Here is a 16,854-nt window from a genome sequence, read left to right on the forward strand (position 1 = left end):
TGAACATTCTCGGGAGTTTCACTATGCCATCCTTTGCGCTCAAGGTCACCCGCTCCGCCTTGTCGCTGATCGCCGCAGTCTCGCCGAAACTGGCAGGCCGGCTGGCCTTTGCGCTGTTCTGCAGGACGCCGCCGCGCAAGCCCAAGGGCGAAAAGGCGCGCGCGGTGCATTCGGCCGGCGAAACATATCTGGCCACGGCCGAAAAAATCTCGCTTTCGATCAGCAATGGCATGGCGATGACGTACCGGTTCAATGGGGGCGGTAGAAGCAATGGCCGGCGTTATCTCGTCGTCCATGGCTGGGGCTCCGGCATTGCCTATATCTCGCAGTTGGTGCGGGGATTGGCCGAAACCGGCGCCGAAGTCGTCGCGCTCGATCTTCCGGGCCATGGCCGCTCCTCCGGGCGCTCTCTCAATATCCGCATGGCGGTGGAGGCGATTGCCGCGGCCGAGCGGCAATTCGGGCCCTTCGACGCGGCAATCGGCCATTCCTTCGGCGGCGCCAGCCTGATGATCGCCGCCGGCGGCGTGCTCGCCTGCGTCCCGCCTGTCATGCCGAAAAGGCTGGTGCTGATCAGTGCGCCCAGTGAAATGACCTGGCTGTTCAAGGGTTATGGCAAGATGATGCGACTATCGCCCGGCGTCGAAGAGCGACTGGAACTGGAGGCTCTGGCAGCCACCGGCAAGCGCCCTCGGGATTTCGATGCGATACGAGTGCTCGGCGCCTATCAACGCCCGGTTCTCGTGCTCCATGCCGAAGACGACAAGGAGGTCAGCGCCAGCCATGCGCGCCGCTATGCTAGCGGCGGCCGGCATGTGACGCTGGAATGGGCAAACGGCCTCGGCCACCGACGGATCGTCAGCGCGCCGCAGACCATCGCGCGCATCATCGGCTTCGTGGCCGACAGCGAACGGACGCTGGCCGCCTGACTGTGAAGACGGCCCGCTGCTCTTTACGAGGCGGCGGCTCTGCGAATACGAACACAAGCCGCATCCCTACCGCTTCAGGATCGCCGAAAACCGGGGGTCGAAGGTTCGGCTAATCGGCTCGGCGGCCGCACCTATCGCGACCGCCCATGGATCGGTGAAGCCCAGTTGCAGGCGCGGCAGGGTCCGGGTCCGCCGCTCGGCGATCGAAGGCAGGAGCGGATGGATCGCCTCGATCAGCCGGCGCGCCAGCCCTGCGGGCATGCCGCCGCAGAGGATGACCATCTGCGGATCGAAGATGTTTTCCAGCAACTGCACGGCATATCTGAGTTCGAAGGCGGTATTGGCCAGCCAACCGGCCATCGCCGCGCCCGTTCCGGCCGCTGCCTCATCGATATGCCGGTAGAGGTCCGGATCGGCGGGATCGAGGCCCAGCACCTTGCAGAGCGAGGCAATCGAGGCCCGATGCTCCAGCGGCGCCCTTCGTTCCGACGCAGCACCAAGCGGCTGGCTGAGGATCATTCCAATCTCCCCGGCATTGCCGTGCGCGCCGCGATAGAGCTCGCCATTGAGGATCAACCCCGCCCCAAGCCCGTAGCCGAGATAGAGGCAGATCACCTGGTCCAGCCCGTGCGCGGCGCCGACCATCCGCTCGGCCGTCGCGGCAGCGGCGGCATCGTTCTGGAGGGCGACATCGAGCCCGGTGCCGGTCGCCAGCGTCTCGAGCAGCGGATAGTTCTGCCAGGCTGTCATCATCCAGGGATCGTCGGGATCGGCATCGACGCCAAAGGGGCCGGGCATTGCCGCGCCGAGGCCGACCAGACGCCGCTCCGATTGCGGCGCAACGGCCGCGAGCTTGCGGCGCGTCGCTTCGATCAGGTCGAGAATGGTCTTCACGCCGTTTGCCGGCCCGCCCGCCGGCAGGTTCGCCTCGCCCCGCACCAGCTCGGCACCAGTAAGGTCCACCGCGATCGCCCGCGTCACATGCCGGTCGATCTGCAGTCCGATGGCAAAGGCACCTTCGGGGACGAGCCGATAGGGCGTCGAAGGCTGCCCCCGCCCCTTGCGCACGGCTGCAAGCGAGACCACCAGCCCGTCGCGCTCCAATTCCTCGATGATGTTGGAAACCGTCTGCTTGGTGAGCGTCGTCGCCCGCGCCAGGTCGGCGCGCGACAATTGCCCGTTCATCCTCAGCGCATCGATCATGACACGGCGGTTATGGGCGCTCGTGCCTTCCTGGTTGGTGCCGCTCTTGGCGCGGATAGGCTTGATGTCGTTCATCCGAAATTCCCCTTGACACATCTAGCATATTCGATGACAAATAAGTCAAGACAATTGACTTAATAAAAGGCCGGAGAGCCTTGGGAACGGAAACGCTCTGAGCGATCTGTCGACAGCCGCCCCTCGTGGCGGATTTTCGCGTCCGGCGAACCTTTCACGGGGTGCGGCGGAGTTTCGAGTTATCAGGAGGAAGTTATGGTGAAATCGACCCGCAACGCGCTGCTTGGCGCAACCTTCATGGCGGCATCCCTTACAGGCCACGCCCATGCGGAAACCACGCTGAATGCGCTTTTCATGGCGCAGGCCGCCTATAGCGAGGACAATGTCCGCGCCATGACGGACGCCTTCACGAAGGCCAATCCGGACGTGAAGGTCAATCTTGAATTCGTTCCCTATGAAGGCCTGCACGACAAGACCGTGCTGGCGCAAGGCTCCGGCGGCGGCTATGACGTGGTCCTCTACGACGTCATCTGGCCGGCCGAATATGCCGCCAACAATGTGCTGGTCGACGTTACCGACCGCATTTCCGAAGAGATGAAGAGTGGTGTCCTGCCGGGCGCCTGGACGACGGTCGAATATGACGGCAAGCGCTATGGCATGCCCTGGATCCTCGACACGAAATATCTGTTCTACAACAAGGAAATCCTCGAAAAGGCTGGCATCAAGGCACCTCCGACGACCTGGGACGAGCTTGCCGAACAAGCAAAGATCATCAAGGACAAGGGTCTTCTGGCAACGCCGGTCGCCTGGAGCTGGTCGCAGGCGGAAGCGGCGATCTGCGACTATACAACGCTGGTCAGCGCCTATGGCGGTAAATTCATCGAGGACGGCAAGCCGGCCTTCACCACCGGCGGCGGTCTCGACGCGCTGAAATACATGGTGGACAGCTATAATTCGGGCACCACCAACCCGAATTCGAAGGAATTCCTCGAAGAGGATGTGCGCAAGGTCTTCCAGAACGGCGAAGCCGCCTTCGCACTCAACTGGACCTATATGTACAATCTCGCCAACGACCCCAAGGAAAGCAAGGTTGCCGGCAAGGTCGGCGTCGTGCCGGCACCGGGCGTCTCGGGCAAGAGCGAGCGTTCCGCCGTCAACGGCTCGATGGGCCTCGGCATTACCTCGACCAGCAAGCATCCGGACGAAGCCTGGAATTACATCGTCCACATGACCTCGCAGGCGACGCAGAACGAATATGCCAAGCTCAGCCTGCCGATCTGGGCCTCCTCCTACGAGGACCCGGCGGTGACCAAGGGACAGGAAGAACTGATCGGCGCCGCCAAGCTCGGCCTCGCCGCCATGTATCCGCGCCCGACCACGCCGAAATACCAGGAGCTTTCGACCGCCCTGCAACAGGCGATCCAGGAAGCGCTTCTCGGCCAGTCCTCGCCGGAAGACGCATTGAAGAGCGCCGCCGACAATAGCGGCCTCTGACGACAGGCCAGCTCTCCCGGGCGGTCAGCCGCCCGGGTTTTCGAGAGGCCATTCTTTCAGACAGTACCGGCTTGAAAGAGCCGAAGAGGTTCTCCCATGTCCGGCACCTGGATTACGACGCGCGCCTGGCTGCTGATGCTACCGCTCCTCGCCGTAATGATCGCCGTTATCGGCTGGCCGCTCGCCGATACGGTGAGACTGTCCTTTACCGACGCCAGGCTCGTCGGCACGGAAGGCAGCTTCGTCGGGGTCGAGAATTACGCAAAAATGCTCGGCAACAGCAATTTCCTGCGCGCATTGGTCACCACCACCTGGTTTGCCGTCGTCTCCGTCTTCGCCGAAATGGTGATCGGGGTCCTGGCGGCCCTGCTGCTCAACCAGCAATTTCGTGGTCGCACCCTGCTGCGGGCCCTGATGATCCTTCCCTGGGCACTGCCGACCGTCGTCAATGCGACCCTGTGGCGGTTGATCTACAATCCCGAATATGGCGCCCTCAACGCAGCCCTGACGCAGATCGGCCTGCTCGACGGCTATCGCTCCTGGCTTGGCGAACCCGGCTCGGCCTTGACCGCGCTGATCGTCGCCGACTGCTGGAAAAATTTTCCCCTGGTGGCGCTGATCGCGCTCGCGGCGCTGCAGGCGGTGCCGCGCGATATCACCGCCGCCTCGCTCGTCGATGGCGCCGGCCCGTTCAACAGGTTCCGTTTCGTGATCATGCCCTATCTCGCCGGCCCGCTGCTGGTGGCGCTGGTGCTGCGCACCATCGAAGCCTTCAAGGTCTTCGACATTATCTGGGTGATGACCCGCGGCGGACCGGCCAACAGCACCCGCACACTTTCCATCCTCGTCTATCAGGAGGCCTTCTCCTTCCAGCGAGCGGGGTCCGGCGCCTCGCTGGCGCTGATCGTCACACTGCTGGTCACGGTTCTCGCCGTCGCCTATGCGGCGCTGGTGCGCAAGGCTGCGGGAGCGACATGATGGAACGGCAGAGCCGCCTTTTCTCCCTCTTCATCCATGCCTGCGCGCTGCTGCTCGCGGTGGTGATCCTCGCCCCGGTATTGTGGCTGTTCGTCATGAGTATCTCCTCCCCCGCCGATCTCTCCGCAAAACCGCTCAACTGGTGGCCGGACGAGATCGACCTGTCGCGCTATGCCGAGCTGCTCTCGACCGCGCAGAACAGTGCCGGCGCCGCCTTCGTCGCATCGCTGTTCAACAGCCTTACGGTCGCCGGTCTGGCAACGGTCGCCGCCATCGCCGTCGCCATCCCCTCGGCCTGGGCGGTATCGCGCACGCCCTCGGTGTCCTGGTCGCTCTATGCCGTGATCGCCACCTACATGCTGCCGCCGGTGGCGCTTGCCGTGCCGCTCTATATGGGCCTTGCCCATCTCGGGCTGCTCAACAATGTCTTCGGGCTGGCTCTGGTCTACCTGACCATCCTCGCGCCCTTCACCACCTGGCTGCTGAAATCAGGCTTCGATTCCATCCCAAGGGAAATCGAAAGCGCCGCGATGATCGACGGCGCCCGGCTCGACCAGATCCTCCGGCTGATCACCCTGCCGCTGGCGGCGCCGGTGATGGCGACCTCGGCACTGTTTGCCTTCCTGCTTGCCTGGGACGAATTCTTCTATGCGCTGCTGTTTACCTCCGACCAGCGGGCCAAGACCCTCACCGTCGCCATCGCGGATCTCGCCGGCGGCCGTGTTTCCGACTATGGACTGATCGCCACCGCCGGTGTGCTTGCCGCCCTGCCACCGGTGCTGATCGGTCTCATCATGCAGAAGGCCCTGATTTCGGGACTGACCAGTGGCGGCGTCAAGGGATGAGCATGACCAATTCGCTAAACCGCCCGGCCGGGCTTGTCGCCATCGATCGCGAAATGGCCCGCCAGCACGCCGATGCCATTGCCTCGTTTCATGGGGCAACCGACCTTGCCGAGCGGATCGCTTTTTCGCTGAGAACCACAGGCCGGCTGCTTCTTCTCGGCATGGGCGGCTCGCATGCCGTCGGCCGCGCCGTTGAACCGCTCTATCGCGCGCTCGGCATCGAGGCGGTGGCGCTGCCGCTTTCCGAGCAACTCGGCCAGCCGCTGCCGCTTGCCGGACGCACCATTCTCGTGACCTCCCAATCGGGCGAAAGCGCCGAGGTGCTGCGCTGGTTTGCCGAAGCCACGGAGCCGCGCGGCGATGTCTTCGGACTGACGCTTGAGGAAGGCTCCTTCCTGGCTAAAAGCACGCCGTCCCTGATCGGCGCCGGCGGCACCGAGCAGGCTTTTGCCGCCACCCGCAGCCTGACGATCAGCTTTGCGCTGCATCTGGCCGTCCTTTCGGCGCTCGGCGTTGATGCGGCGCCGGCGCTTGCCGCCCTTCAGGAGCCGGAGACGCCCTTCTTCGAGCCGGCGCTTGCGGCTCTTGAGGGCGTGACGGCGGTGGTGACCTCCGGACGGCGCCTGCAGGGCCTTGCCGAGGCGATCGCGCTAGGACTGACCGAATTGTCGCGACTGCCCTGCTTTTCGCTGGAAGGCGGCCAATTGCGGCATGGGCCGATGGAAATGCTGGGGCCGCAACTCGGCGTCGTCCTGTTTCGGGCCGCCGATCCCACCTCGGAACTGGTTGCACTGATGGCGGCCTCCGCCGCGAAGGCCGGCTCGCCGGTCGTCGTCTTCGATGCCTCCGGGGAACCGCCTGTCGAGGGTGTCACGACCATCGCCTTCAAGCCTGCCACCGGCATGGCGGCGATCCTTGCCATGCTGCCCGTGGCGCAGGCTTTCATGGTTGCCTTTGCCGAGGCCCGCGTTGCTGACGCAGGCACGCCGGTCCGCTCCAGCAAAATCACCCGGAGCGAGTAGAGCATGCGTCCGCTTGTTGCCATCGGCAATGTGAATGTCGATCTCATCCTTGGCCCCGCCGAACCCTGGCCGAAGGCCGGAACCGAAATCATCGTCGATCATGACGAATTGCGCGTCGGCGGCTGCGCCGGCAACAATGCGCTCGCCTGGGATGCGCTTGGCGTCGATTACACGATCGCCGCCAATGTCGGCGACGACCAGTTCGGCACATGGCTGAGGGAAGCTTTCGGCGACAAGGCGAGCACATGGCCGACGGAGACCGTCGGGACCACCCTGTCTGTCGGTATCACCCATCCGGATGGCGAACGCACCTTCTTCACCACCCGTGGCCATCTGCCCTTCTTTAAGCTTGACGATGTCCTGGCTATGCTGGACGGCAAGAGCCTTGCCGGCGGTTACGCGTTGCTCTCCGGCGCCTTTCTCACCGACGCACTGGCACGCGAGTATGATCGCCTTTTCGACTGGGCAGATCGGCACGACATTTCGGTCGCGCTCGATACCGGCTGGCCACTCGACGGCTGGACGGAGGCAAACCGCCAGGCAACGATCGGCTGGCTGAGGCGCTGCCATCTCGCGCTGTTCAACGAGGTCGAGACGACGATGCTGACCGGCATCGATGACCCGGCCAGTGCGGCGCTTCGCCTGAAGGACCTTATGCCAGCCCCGGCGATCGTCGTGGTCAAGCGCGGACCGCAGGGCGCGCTTGCCGTTGACGAGAAAGGCGAGGTTGTTTCCGTTCCCGCACCCGCTGTCGATGTGGTCGATACGATCGGCGCCGGCGATGTCTTCAATGCCGCCTTCATCGCTGCGCTGGCCCACGGAAAGCCGCTCCAGACCTGCCTGTCCGTCGGCGTTTCCGTCGCCTCAAGAGCAATCTCCACCCTGCCCAGAACCTATGGCGGCCCCCTTTCGGCCTTCATCGAGGAGACCTTGTCATGAGCGCACTCGAAATCCGCGACATCCGCAAGCGTTACGGCGAGCTGGAAACACTGAAGGGCATCGATATCGCGCTGGAAAGCGGCGAATTCCTTGTCCTGCTCGGCTCGTCGGGATGCGGTAAGTCCACCCTGCTCAACATCATCGCCGGGCTGGCGGAGGCCTCGGGCGGCGACATCCTGATCGGCGGCCGCTCGATCCTTACCGCCCACCCGAAGGACCGCGACATCGCTATGGTGTTCCAGTCCTATGCGCTCTATCCGAACATGAATGTCGCCCGCAATATCGGCTTCGGGCTGGAAATGCGCAGGGTTCCGGCGAACGAGCGCGACAAGGCGGTGCGCGAGGCGGCACGATTGCTGCAGATCGAAAATCTTCTCGACCGCAAGCCGAGCCAGCTCTCCGGGGGCCAGCGCCAGCGCGTCGCTATCGGCCGGGCACTAGTGCGCAACCCGCAGGTCTTTCTGTTCGACGAGCCCTTGTCGAACCTTGATGCCAAGCTGCGCATGGAGATGCGCACCGAACTCAAGCGCCTGCACCAGTTGCTGAAGACCACGGTCGTCTATGTCACCCATGACCAGATTGAGGCGATGACGCTGGCGAGCCGGATCGCCGTGATGCGCGACGGGCGTATCGAGCAATTGGGAACGCCGGAGGAAATCTACGACCGGCCGGCAACGCTCTATGTCGCCGGTTTCGTCGGCTCGCCGCCGATGAACATTCTCGATGCGACGGTGGAAGGCGACGGCCTGCGCCTTGCCGGTCACGAGGGCGCGATCGCCCTGCCGGAGCATTTCCGCGGCCGCGTTTCGCAGGGGCAGAAGGTCAAGCTCGGCATTCGCCCGGAAGCGCTGCATCTCGCCGAAAACGGCGGCAGCTTTAGCGCGCGTATCGAAGTCGTCGAACTCACCGGCCCGGAACTGGTGGTCACGGCCACGATCGGCGGCCAGCGCATCACCGCCTGCCTGCCGCCGCGTACGCGCCTGCGCGATGGCGCCGACCAGAGCTTCACCTTCGATGGCGAAACACTGCATCTCTTCGACCCGGGGACGGGCCGGTCATTGCTGTCGGCCTGATCCCACTCGAAACCGAGGCCCGGCGGCGGCAAGACTGCCGCTCGCCGTCAGCTCCGCAAGCCCGGCGCCTCATGGCCGGTGCGCGCCACATATTCCGTATAGCCACCGCCATATTCATGCACGCCATCCGGAGTCAGTTCGAGAACCCGGTTGGACAGGGCACCGAGGAAATGCCGGTCGTGAGAGACGAACAGCATGGTTCCCTCATATTCGGACAGCGCCTTGATCAGCATTTCCTTGGTGTCGAGGTCGAGATGGTTCGTCGGCTCGTCGAGCACCAGCAGGTTGGGTGGATCGAACAGCATGATCGCCATGACCAGCCGCGCCTTCTCGCCACCGGAAAGAACCCGGCATCTCTTCTCGACGTCATCGCCGGAAAAGCCGAAGCAGCCGGCAAGCGCCCTCAGCGGCCCCTGGCCTGCCTGCGGGAACCTGTCCTCCAGCGTCTGGAACACGGTGCGCTCGCCGTCCAGGAGATCCATGGCATGCTGGGCGAAATAGCCCATCTTGACGCTGGCGCCGATCGCGACGCTTCCCTGGTCGGCGTCCGTCGAGCCGGTTACCAGCTTCAGGAGCGTGGATTTTCCGGCACCGTTGATACCCATGATGCACCAGCGTTCACGGCGGCGGACCATGAAATCCAGGCCTGAATAGATGCTCCGGCTGCCATAGCTCTTGTGCACGTTCTTCAGGCTGATCACGTCTTCGCCCGAACGCGGCGCCGGCTGAAATTCGAAGGCGACGACCTGCCGGCGCTTCGGCGGCTCGACCCGGTCGATCTTCTCCAGCTTCTTGACGCGGCTCTGCACCTGGGCGGCATGCGAGGCCCGCGCCTTGAAGCGCTCGATGAACTTGATCTCCTTGGCCAGCATCGCCTGCTGGCGCTCGAACTGGGCAAGCTGATGCTTTTCGTTCAGCGCCCGCTGCTGTTCGTAGAAGGCATAATCGCCTGCATAGGTCGTCAGTCCGCCGCCGTCGATCTCGATCAGCTTGGTGACGATGCGGTTCATGAACTCGCGGTCATGCGAGGTCATCAGCAGCGCGCCCTCGTAGGTCTTGAGAAACTCCTCCAGCCAGATGAGACTTTCGAGATCCAGATGATTGCTCGGCTCGTCGAGCAGCATGACATCCGGCCGCATCAGGAGAATGCGGGCGAGCGCCACGCGCATCTTCCAGCCGCCCGACAGGGCGCCGACATCGCCGTCCATCATTTCCTGGCTGAAGCTCAGGCCCGCCAGTACTTCTCGCGCCCGACCCTCCAGCGCGTAGCCGTCCAGTTCCTCGTAGCGCGCCTGCACGTCGCCATAGCGCTCGATGATCGCGTCCATCTCGTCGAGCCGGTCCGGATTTGTCATTGCGGCTTCGAGTTCGCGCAGTTCGGCAGCGACGACGCTGACGGGACCGGCGCCCTCCATGACCTCGGCGACGGCGCTGCGGCCTTCCATTTCGCCGACATCCTGGTTGAAATAACCGATGGTGACGCCCTTATCGACGGAAACCTGGCCTTCGTCGGGAAGGTCCTGGCCGGTGATCATCCGGAAGATCGTCGTCTTCCCGGCGCCGTTGGGACCGACAAGGCCGATCTTCTCGCCCTTGTTGAGCGCCGCGGAGGCCTCGATGAACAGGATGCGGTGGCTAAGCTGCTTGCTGATATTTTCGATGCGAATCATGGATGGGGCGGTGCTCTCTGCGTTGCGGCGGCCTTATGGCACGCAAGGCCGCGCCCCGCAAATTCATGACCTGCATCGCCGATCCACACTGTTCGGCATCGCTCCCGGATCGATGGAAAATTTTGTATTTGCCCTGTCGGCTGCGTATGGTTTCGTACGTCTTTCAAGAGATGAGGAACCCGATGCTCTACGCCATCCTTTGCTACAATGATGAAAATGCCGTCGGCGCCTGGAGCGCTGAGGAGGATGCGATCGTCATGCGCGACCTCGCCGCCGTCCAGGAAAAGCTTGCCAAGGCAGGCAAGCTCGGGCCGGTCGCACGCCTCCTGCCGACCACCAGCGCCACCACCCTGCGCAAGGGCGCCGGCGAGCCGCTGGTCATCGACGGCCCCTTTGCCGAGACGAAAGAGCAGTTTCTCGGCTTCTTCGTCGTTGACTGCATGTCCCTCGAAGAGGCGATCGACGCAGCCCGTGACCTGGCCCGGGCCAATCCCGGCATGGGCTCCTATGAAATACGCCCGATCGCCCTCTATAAACCGAGCGAGCTTCCCACATGAACGACACGGCATGGATCGATGATGCATTATCGGGAGCGCGGCCCCAGGCGATGGGCGCCCTGCTTCGCTATTTCCGCAATCTCGACCTTGCCGAGGAAGCCTTTCAGGAAGCCTGCCTGCGGGCGCTGAAAACCTGGCCGCGCACCGGCCCACCGCGTGATCCCGCTGCCTGGCTGATTTTCGTCGGCAGGAACAGCGGCATCGACCAGATACGCCGCAAGGCGCGCGAAACCGTCCTGCCCGACGAAGACCTGCTTTCCGACCTCGACGACGCGGAGGCCGACATGGCCGAGCGCCTGGACGGCGCCCATTACCGCGACGACATTCTTAGACTGCTGTTCATCTGTTCCAATCCGTCGCTGCCCGCCACCCAGCAGGTTGCGCTGGCGCTGCGGATCGTGTCCGGCCTGTCGGTGCGCCAGATCGCCCGCGCCTTCCTCGTCGGCGAGGCGGCCATGGAGCAGCGCATTACCCGGGCAAAGGCACGCATCGCCGCCGCCGACCTGTCCTTCGATGCACCGGATGCCGGCGAGCGTGCGAACCGGCTGACTATGGTCGCAGCGATGATCTATCTCGTCTTCAACGAGGGCTATTCGGCGGCAAGCGGGCCGGGAAGCGTCTCCTCCGACCTCTGCGACGAGGCCATCCGCCTGACGCGCCTGCTGCTGCGGCTCTTCCCGGCGGAACCCGAGATCATGGGGCTGGCGGCTCTGCTCCTCATTCAGCACTCGCGTCTGGAAGCCCGCTTCGACGATGACGGCGCCATCATTCTCCTTGACGACCAGGATCGTTCGCTATGGAGCCGCCCGATGATGACGGAGGCCTTCTCGCTTCTCGACAAGGCGATACGCCATCGCCGTCCAGGCATTTACCAAGTGCAGGCCGCGATCGCAGCCCTTCATGCCCGCGCCGAGACGCCGGCCGACACCGACTGGGCACAGATCGACCGTCTCTATGCCACGCTCGAGCACTTGCAGCCCTCTCCGGTCGTCTCCCTCAATCGCGCCGTCGCCATCGCCAAGCTCAAGGGACCGGAGGCGGGTCTGGCATGGATCGAGCCACTTTCCGGAAGCCTCGACACCTATTTCTATTTCCACGGCCTGCACGGCTGGTTGTTAATGCAGATGGGCCGGCACCGGGAGGCGAAGTTCGCCTTCGACCGGGCGATCGCGCTTTCGAGCTCGGCGGCGGAAGCGGCCCATATCCGCATGCAGCTCGATCGCCTGGAGAAAGACGCCGTTTCGGCAGAACCGGGAAAATAATCTCGCGGCGATGTAGGATCGTCCGGATGGCTGGCGTCCTTGGTTCAGTCACAAACGAAAGGACCCGAAGATGACCAGCCAGACCGATTACCATCCCGTGCCCGCGTCTTCCGATGAGGATCGCGACCTCGTCCTGACTCGCCTCTACGACATTCCCCGCGAAAAGCTTTACCGGGCCTGGACCGATCCCAAGCTCCTGGTTCGCTGGTTTGCGCCGGCGCCCTGGACGACACCGGAGGCCGAAGTCGATGTCCGGCCCGGCGGCAGCAGCCGCGTCGTCATGCGCTCGCCCGAGGGCGTGGATTATCCGAACCACGGCGTTTATCTGGAGGTGGTGGAGAACGAGAAGATCGTCTCGACCGACGCCTATAGCAAGGCGTGGCAGCCCTCGGAAAAGCCGTTCATGACACTGATCCTGACCTTCGAGGAGGAGGACGGCAAGACCCGCTATACCGCGCGGGCGCGCCACTGGACGGTGGAGGACCGCGTTGCGCACGAGAAGATGGGCTTCCACGAAGGCTGGGGCCAATGCGCCGAGCAGATGGCAAAGGTCGCCGCGGCGCTGTGACGATCCCTTCCAAGGGCCGGCGCAACCACGCCGGCCTTTCTTGCCCGGGCTGAACGCGGGACAACCGTCACGACTGATGGCGCCTGAAGGACCCTAACCGCTCGGCACATGCGGGTGTGCTTCGGCCTTCAACCATTCGATGAACTGCATCGCGCGCGCGCGCTTGGCGCTTCGCGCCGGGACGATGACGAAATATCCGTTCCGCGTCATGATCGACTGGTCCGTCAGTCGGACGAGCGTCTTCTGGTCCAGCAGGTTCTCCACGAGCCGATTCCAGCCCAGCGCGATGCCCTGACCGTTCACGGCCGCGTAAATCGCCTCCATATAGAAGCTGCATCGCATACCGAGTTTGCGCCTCGGCGCCTGGATCGAGAAGGCGGCGAGCCACTCGTCCCAGCCCATCCAGTTCGGATCCGGGGAATCGTAGCTGATCAAGGGATGACGCAGCAAATCGGGCAGATCCGCCATGCCCGTCATTTTCTCGGCATAATCCTGGCTGCAAACGGGAAAAATCTCGTCCTCGAACAAAAGCTCCGCTCGGCCGTCGGACCATGTTCCGTTTCCATATCGGATGGCCAGATCGATCTCGCTGTCTTTCCTATTCTCGCTATTGTCCTGTGAAATGATCCGGATCGCGGTTTCCGGATGCTCCTTGGAAAACGACGATATCCGGGGCAGAAGCCAGAAATGGGAAAAGGCGACACTTGCGGAGATCGTCAGCTCCTCCGCCGTTTCCTCCTTTCTCAAGTCTTCGATCGCATCTGCAATGAGGTTGAAACCGGATGTCGCGGCGGCCGAGAGAACCCGCCCCTGATCGGTAAGCTCGATGCTGCGATGGAGCCGCTGGAACAGGGGAAAGCCGAACCCCTCCTCCAGCAAATGAATCTGACGGCTGACGGCCGCCTGGGTAACGCCGAGTTCGCGTGCCGCCCTGGTGAAACTTCCGATGCGGGCAACCGCTTCGAAGGCCAGCAAGCCGCTGAGCGGAGGCAATTTCCTGCGCAAATTCACGAAGAAAACCCTTTCACCAGTTTTGGCCGGCGGGAGACTGGATTGGCCGACGATCGCACTCTTTCCATTACTTTTAATTATGTCAATGCGGCCAATTTCTGCCGTTGAAAACTAAAGGCTTTAGACGAATGCTGCAGTCAATATCCATGAGGTGAGATTATGCTTCAGACCTTCCGATCCCCCATCTCCTCGCTGCTCGATGCGCGTGTCCATGGGCACGCCCTCCCCGCCGGGCTCTATATCAGCGAGGAGGCCTTCGCGGCCGACCTCGACGTCTTCTTCCGGCGCCATTGGATCTGCATCGGGCTCGAATGCGATGTCCCCGAAGCGGGGGACGCCACCGTCGTCGATATCGGCAAGTCCAGCCTGATCATCCTGCGCGACGACGATGGGGAGCTGCGCGTCGTCCACAATGTCTGCCGCCACCGGGGCTCGCGGCTTCTCGATGGCGGCCCCACCGTGATCTCGAAGCTCGTCTGTCCCTATCATCAATGGACCTACGACCTGAGCGGGGAGCTTGCCCATGCGCCGCATATGGGCGCGGATTTCGACAAGAGCTGCAAGAGCTTGAAGCCCGTTGCCTTCAAGTCCATCGGCGGCCTGATCTATGCCTGTCTTTCCGATGATCCACCCAAGGATATCGCCCATCTCGAGACGGTGATGGAGAAACGGCTCGCCCCTTACGACATCCGCAATGCCAAGGTCGCGCATCAGACCGACGTCATCGAGAATGGTAACTGGAAGCTTACCATTGAGAACAACCGCGAATGCTACCATTGTTCCGCCAACCATCCCGAACTGTGCGTGTCCTTCGTCGATCTCGATTTCGGCTTTGATCCCGAAAGCCTGAGCCCGGAAGACAGGGAACAGGCCGAGCAGCATCAGGCTCTCTATGCCGAGAGAATCCAGGCCTGGGAAGCCGACGGTCATCCATCCGCCGCGGTCGAGCAACTCGTCGATTGCGAGACCAATTTCCGCACCCAGCGCCTGATCATCGCCGGAGCCGGTGAATCGCAAACACCGGATGCGACGGCGGCCTCATCGAAACTGCTGGGCACCATGACCCGCAAGGACCTGGGCGACACGCATCTGTGGGGGCACAACAGCTGGAAGCATTTCATGGGCGATCATGCGGTCGTGTCCATCATCACCCCGCTCTCGCCCGACCGAACCCTGGTCCGCACGAAATGGCTGGTTCACAAGGATGCGGTCGAGGGCGTCGATTACGATTTGCAGAAACTGACGGATGTCTGGCTCGCGACGACCGACCAGGACTCCGAGCTTGTCGCCCGCTCGCATGCCGGCGTCGAGGACCCCGCCTATGTACCCGGCCCCTACTCGCCCTTCTCCGAGACCAATCTCGACAAATTCGCCACCTGGTACATCGATCGGATGCGCGCCCATGGATATTAGCACAACCCCCGCCGCGTCCTCTGCCGCCGGCGCCGCCAGGATCTGGAGCCGCGAAGACGACGACATATTGGTCTGCGTCGATGTGCATCAGGAAACGCATGACGTGAAGACCTTCACGCTCGCCTGTCCGGAGGGAAAGCATTTCGGCTTCGAAGCAGGCCAGTATTTCCTGTTCGACTTCGAGCTCGGCGGCGGCATCGAAAGCCGCTGCTACAGCATATCCTCCTCGCCCCATCGCAAGAATGCCTTTTCGATCACGGTCAAGCGCGTGGCAGGCGGAAAAGTGTCGAACTGGCTGCACGACACGCTCCAGGTCGGATCTCGCGTGAAGGCGAACGGTCCGCTCGGGATCTTCGCACGGCCGCGAGGCACCGGCGGCAAGCTTCTTCTTCTCTCCGGCGGCTCGGGCATCACGCCTGTCATGTCCATGGTGCGGGAACTTGCCGACAGCTGCGAGCCGGCCGACATCGTCTTCCTGCACGCCGGAAGGTCGCCGAAGGATCTGATCTTCCGGGAAGAGCTTTCTTTCCTGGCAAAGAGGATCAAGGGATTGCGCCTCTATATGCTTCCGGAGGTCCTTGCCGGCGAGCCGTCCTGGCCTGGGCTTTCCGGCCGGATTTCTGCTGAACTCATGGCGCTTACGGTGCCCGATATCGCCGAGCGAACCGTCCTGTGCTGCGGCCCCGCGCCCTTTATGGCCGCAGCCCGCAAAGTGGTTTCCGATCTCGGCGTGCCGGTCTCGAACTATATCGAGGAAAGCTTCGATGCCGCCGTGCTCGACGAAGCCCCGCCCGCTCCGGCCGAGATGCCACAGGTCGCCCTGTTCCAGGTGGAATTCGCCAAGCAGTCCCGAAAGATCGAAATATCCGGAGAACAGACGATTCTCTCCTGCGCCAAAAAAGCCGGCGTCAGGATCCCGTCATCCTGCGCCAATGGCGTTTGCGGCACGTGCAAGTCGAAGCTCCTGTCCGGGGCGGTGGACATGAAGCACAATGGCGGGATCCGGCAGAGGGAGATCGATGCCGGCCTGTTCCTGCCCTGCTGCTCCAGGCCGCTCAGCGACCTGGTGATCGATCGTTAGTGGAAGACCGGCCTCCCACTGATGATGCGCAGATGAGAAAATTTTCGGCGGATGCGAACAGGCGTCCGCCGGCTGTCATTGCAGAGCCCGGATCGTCGCCGTCGTCAGTACACCACCACGCTCCTGATGCTTTCCCCGGCATGCATGAGATCGAAGCCCTTGTTGATATCCTCAAGCGGCATGGTGTGGGTGATCATCGGATCGATCTGGATCTTGCCCTCCATGTACCAATCGACGATCTTCGGCACATCGGTGCGGCCGCGCGCGCCGCCAAACGCGGTGCCCATCCAGGTGCGGCCGGTGACGAGCTGGAACGGACGGGTGGAGATTTCCTGGCCGGCGCCGGCAACGCCGATGATCACCGATTTGCCCCAGCCGCGATGGGATGCCTCCAGCGCCTGGCGCATCACCTTGGTATTGCCGGTGCAGTCGAAGGTGTAGTCGGCCCCGCCGATCGTGTCGCCGTTGCGCTTCGTCATGTTGACGAGATAGGGGACGATGTCGCCCTCGACCTCCTTCGGATTGACGAAATGCGTCATGCCGAACTTTTCGCCCCAGGCCTTGCGGTCCGGATTGATATCGACGCCGATGATCATGTCGGCGCCGGCCAGACGCAAACCCTGCAGCACGTTGAGACCGATGCCGCCGAGGCCGAAGACGATGGCGGTCGCGCCGATCTCGACCTTGGCCGTGTTGATGACCGCACCGATGCCGGTGGTGACGCCGCAGCCGATATAGCAGATCTTGTCGAAGGGCGCGTCGGGATTGACCTTGGCCAGCGCAATCTCCGGCAG

At 63.2% G+C, this 16,854-nt stretch carries 16 protein-coding genes; 12 read left to right on the forward strand and 4 right to left on the reverse strand.

What is annotated here, in order from left to right; translation table 11 throughout:
• Positions 1 to 23: 23 nt before the first annotated feature.
• A complete protein-coding gene (locus ASD31_RS24420; protein ID WP_056340328.1) occupies positions 24 to 929 on the forward strand; it encodes an alpha/beta fold hydrolase in 906 nt (301 codons plus the stop codon).
• A gap of 66 nt (positions 930 to 995) precedes the next feature.
• Here ASD31_RS24420 and ASD31_RS24425 read toward each other — a convergent pair whose 3' ends face one another.
• Positions 996 to 2,207: an ROK family transcriptional regulator gene (locus ASD31_RS24425; protein ID WP_056340331.1), complete on the reverse strand. Its 1,212-nt coding sequence runs from the start codon at positions 2,205 to 2,207 to the stop codon at positions 996 to 998.
• 195 nt (positions 2,208 to 2,402) lie between these two features.
• On the opposite strand from ASD31_RS24425, the gene ASD31_RS24430 reads away from it, so the two are divergent.
• The 6 genes from ASD31_RS24430 to ASD31_RS24455 all read left to right on the forward strand — a co-directional run bounded on the left by ASD31_RS24430 (position 2,403) and on the right by ASD31_RS24455 (position 8,498).
• Positions 2,403 to 3,641, forward strand: coding sequence for an extracellular solute-binding protein (locus ASD31_RS24430; protein ID WP_056340334.1), 1,239 nt, complete (start codon positions 2,403 to 2,405; stop codon positions 3,639 to 3,641).
• A gap of 96 nt (positions 3,642 to 3,737) precedes the next feature.
• Positions 3,738 to 4,619 carry a carbohydrate ABC transporter permease gene (locus ASD31_RS24435; protein ID WP_056340337.1) on the forward strand — a complete coding sequence of 294 codons (882 nt, stop codon included), beginning with the start codon at positions 3,738 to 3,740 and terminating at the stop codon, positions 4,617 to 4,619.
• Positions 4,619 to 5,464: a carbohydrate ABC transporter permease gene (locus tag ASD31_RS24440; protein ID WP_056340340.1), complete on the forward strand. Its 846-nt coding sequence runs from the start codon at positions 4,619 to 4,621 to the stop codon at positions 5,462 to 5,464. Before ASD31_RS24435 ends, ASD31_RS24440 begins: the two co-directional genes overlap by 1 nt.
• Positions 5,461 to 6,486 carry an SIS domain-containing protein gene (locus ASD31_RS24445; protein WP_082520688.1) on the forward strand — a complete coding sequence of 342 codons (1,026 nt, stop codon included), beginning with the start codon at positions 5,461 to 5,463 and terminating at the stop codon, positions 6,484 to 6,486. Before ASD31_RS24440 ends, ASD31_RS24445 begins: the two co-directional genes overlap by 4 nt.
• Positions 6,487 to 6,489: 3 nt before the next feature.
• Positions 6,490 to 7,425 (forward strand): PfkB family carbohydrate kinase, encoded by a 936-nt coding sequence (locus ASD31_RS24450; RefSeq protein ID WP_056340345.1) that lies wholly within the window; start codon positions 6,490 to 6,492, stop codon positions 7,423 to 7,425.
• Positions 7,422 to 8,498, forward strand: a complete 1,077-nt coding sequence (locus ASD31_RS24455) for an ABC transporter ATP-binding protein (RefSeq protein WP_056340348.1) — start codon at positions 7,422 to 7,424, stop codon at positions 8,496 to 8,498. The genes ASD31_RS24450 and ASD31_RS24455 overlap by 4 nt, the downstream gene beginning before the upstream one ends.
• A gap of 47 nt (positions 8,499 to 8,545) precedes the next feature.
• Here ASD31_RS24455 and ASD31_RS24460 read toward each other — a convergent pair whose 3' ends face one another.
• Positions 8,546 to 10,168 (reverse strand): ABC-F family ATP-binding cassette domain-containing protein, encoded by a 1,623-nt coding sequence (locus ASD31_RS24460; RefSeq protein WP_056340351.1) that lies wholly within the window; start codon positions 10,166 to 10,168, stop codon positions 8,546 to 8,548.
• A gap of 182 nt (positions 10,169 to 10,350) precedes the next feature.
• Here ASD31_RS24460 and ASD31_RS24465 point away from each other — a divergent pair, with 182 nt between their 5' ends.
• From ASD31_RS24465 to ASD31_RS24475, 3 genes are all read left to right on the forward strand, one after another.
• On the forward strand, positions 10,351 to 10,725 hold the full coding sequence (locus ASD31_RS24465) for a YciI family protein (protein ID WP_056340353.1): 375 nt from the start codon (positions 10,351 to 10,353) through the stop codon (positions 10,723 to 10,725).
• Positions 10,722 to 11,987, forward strand: coding sequence for an RNA polymerase sigma factor (locus ASD31_RS24470; RefSeq protein ID WP_056340356.1), 1,266 nt, complete (start codon positions 10,722 to 10,724; stop codon positions 11,985 to 11,987). The genes ASD31_RS24465 and ASD31_RS24470 overlap by 4 nt, the downstream gene beginning before the upstream one ends.
• 70 nt (positions 11,988 to 12,057) lie before the next feature.
• On the forward strand, positions 12,058 to 12,555 hold the full coding sequence (locus tag ASD31_RS24475) for an SRPBCC family protein (RefSeq protein WP_056340359.1): 498 nt from the start codon (positions 12,058 to 12,060) through the stop codon (positions 12,553 to 12,555).
• Between the two features lie 93 nt (positions 12,556 to 12,648).
• On the opposite strand, the gene ASD31_RS24480 is transcribed toward ASD31_RS24475, so the two are convergent.
• Positions 12,649 to 13,566, reverse strand: a complete 918-nt coding sequence (locus ASD31_RS24480; protein ID WP_056340362.1) for a LysR substrate-binding domain-containing protein — start codon at positions 13,564 to 13,566, stop codon at positions 12,649 to 12,651.
• A 159-nt stretch (positions 13,567 to 13,725) separates the two neighbouring features.
• On the opposite strand from ASD31_RS24480, the gene ASD31_RS24485 reads away from it, so the two are divergent.
• A complete protein-coding gene (locus ASD31_RS24485) occupies positions 13,726 to 14,979 on the forward strand; it encodes an aromatic ring-hydroxylating oxygenase subunit alpha (RefSeq protein ID WP_056340366.1) in 1,254 nt (417 codons plus the stop codon).
• Positions 14,969 to 16,060 carry a hybrid-cluster NAD(P)-dependent oxidoreductase gene (locus ASD31_RS24490; RefSeq protein WP_056340369.1) on the forward strand — a complete coding sequence of 364 codons (1,092 nt, stop codon included), beginning with the start codon at positions 14,969 to 14,971 and terminating at the stop codon, positions 16,058 to 16,060. Before ASD31_RS24485 ends, ASD31_RS24490 begins: the two co-directional genes overlap by 11 nt.
• A 104-nt stretch (positions 16,061 to 16,164) precedes the next feature.
• Here the strand turns inward: ASD31_RS24490 and ASD31_RS25650 are convergent.
• A partial coding sequence (locus tag ASD31_RS25650; RefSeq protein ID WP_156392803.1) for a zinc-binding dehydrogenase occupies positions 16,165 to 16,854 on the reverse strand: 690 nt, incomplete at its 5' end.

The sequence above is a fragment of the Rhizobium sp. Root482 genome (assembly GCF_001426565.1).
Taxonomy (GTDB): Bacteria; Pseudomonadota; Alphaproteobacteria; order Rhizobiales; family Rhizobiaceae; genus Pararhizobium.

What these genes read in the sequence shown, in the direction of transcription:
- ASD31_RS24420 (WP_056340328.1), top strand. Translation starts at nt 24, where the DNA reads ATGCCATCCTTTGCGCTCAAGGTCACCCGCTCCGCCTTGTCGCTGATC.
- ASD31_RS24425 (WP_056340331.1), bottom strand. Translation starts at nt 2,207, where the DNA reads ATGAACGACATCAAGCCTATCCGCGCCAAGAGCGGCACCAACCAGGAA.
- ASD31_RS24465 (WP_056340353.1), top strand. Translation starts at nt 10,351, where the DNA reads ATGCTCTACGCCATCCTTTGCTACAATGATGAAAATGCCGTCGGCGCC.
- ASD31_RS24450 (WP_056340345.1), top strand. Translation starts at nt 6,490, where the DNA reads ATGCGTCCGCTTGTTGCCATCGGCAATGTGAATGTCGATCTCATCCTT.
- ASD31_RS24485 (WP_056340366.1), top strand. Translation starts at nt 13,726, where the DNA reads ATGCTTCAGACCTTCCGATCCCCCATCTCCTCGCTGCTCGATGCGCGT.
- ASD31_RS24470 (WP_056340356.1), top strand. Translation starts at nt 10,722, where the DNA reads ATGAACGACACGGCATGGATCGATGATGCATTATCGGGAGCGCGGCCC.
- ASD31_RS24430 (WP_056340334.1), top strand. Translation starts at nt 2,403, where the DNA reads ATGGTGAAATCGACCCGCAACGCGCTGCTTGGCGCAACCTTCATGGCG.
- ASD31_RS24435 (WP_056340337.1), top strand. Translation starts at nt 3,738, where the DNA reads ATGTCCGGCACCTGGATTACGACGCGCGCCTGGCTGCTGATGCTACCG.
- ASD31_RS24460 (WP_056340351.1), bottom strand. Translation starts at nt 10,168, where the DNA reads ATGATTCGCATCGAAAATATCAGCAAGCAGCTTAGCCACCGCATCCTG.
- ASD31_RS24475 (WP_056340359.1), top strand. Translation starts at nt 12,058, where the DNA reads ATGACCAGCCAGACCGATTACCATCCCGTGCCCGCGTCTTCCGATGAG.
- ASD31_RS24445 (WP_082520688.1), top strand. Translation starts at nt 5,461, where the DNA reads ATGAGCATGACCAATTCGCTAAACCGCCCGGCCGGGCTTGTCGCCATC.
- ASD31_RS24490 (WP_056340369.1), top strand. Translation starts at nt 14,969, where the DNA reads ATGGATATTAGCACAACCCCCGCCGCGTCCTCTGCCGCCGGCGCCGCC.
- ASD31_RS24455 (WP_056340348.1), top strand. Translation starts at nt 7,422, where the DNA reads ATGAGCGCACTCGAAATCCGCGACATCCGCAAGCGTTACGGCGAGCTG.
- ASD31_RS24440 (WP_056340340.1), top strand. Translation starts at nt 4,619, where the DNA reads ATGGAACGGCAGAGCCGCCTTTTCTCCCTCTTCATCCATGCCTGCGCG.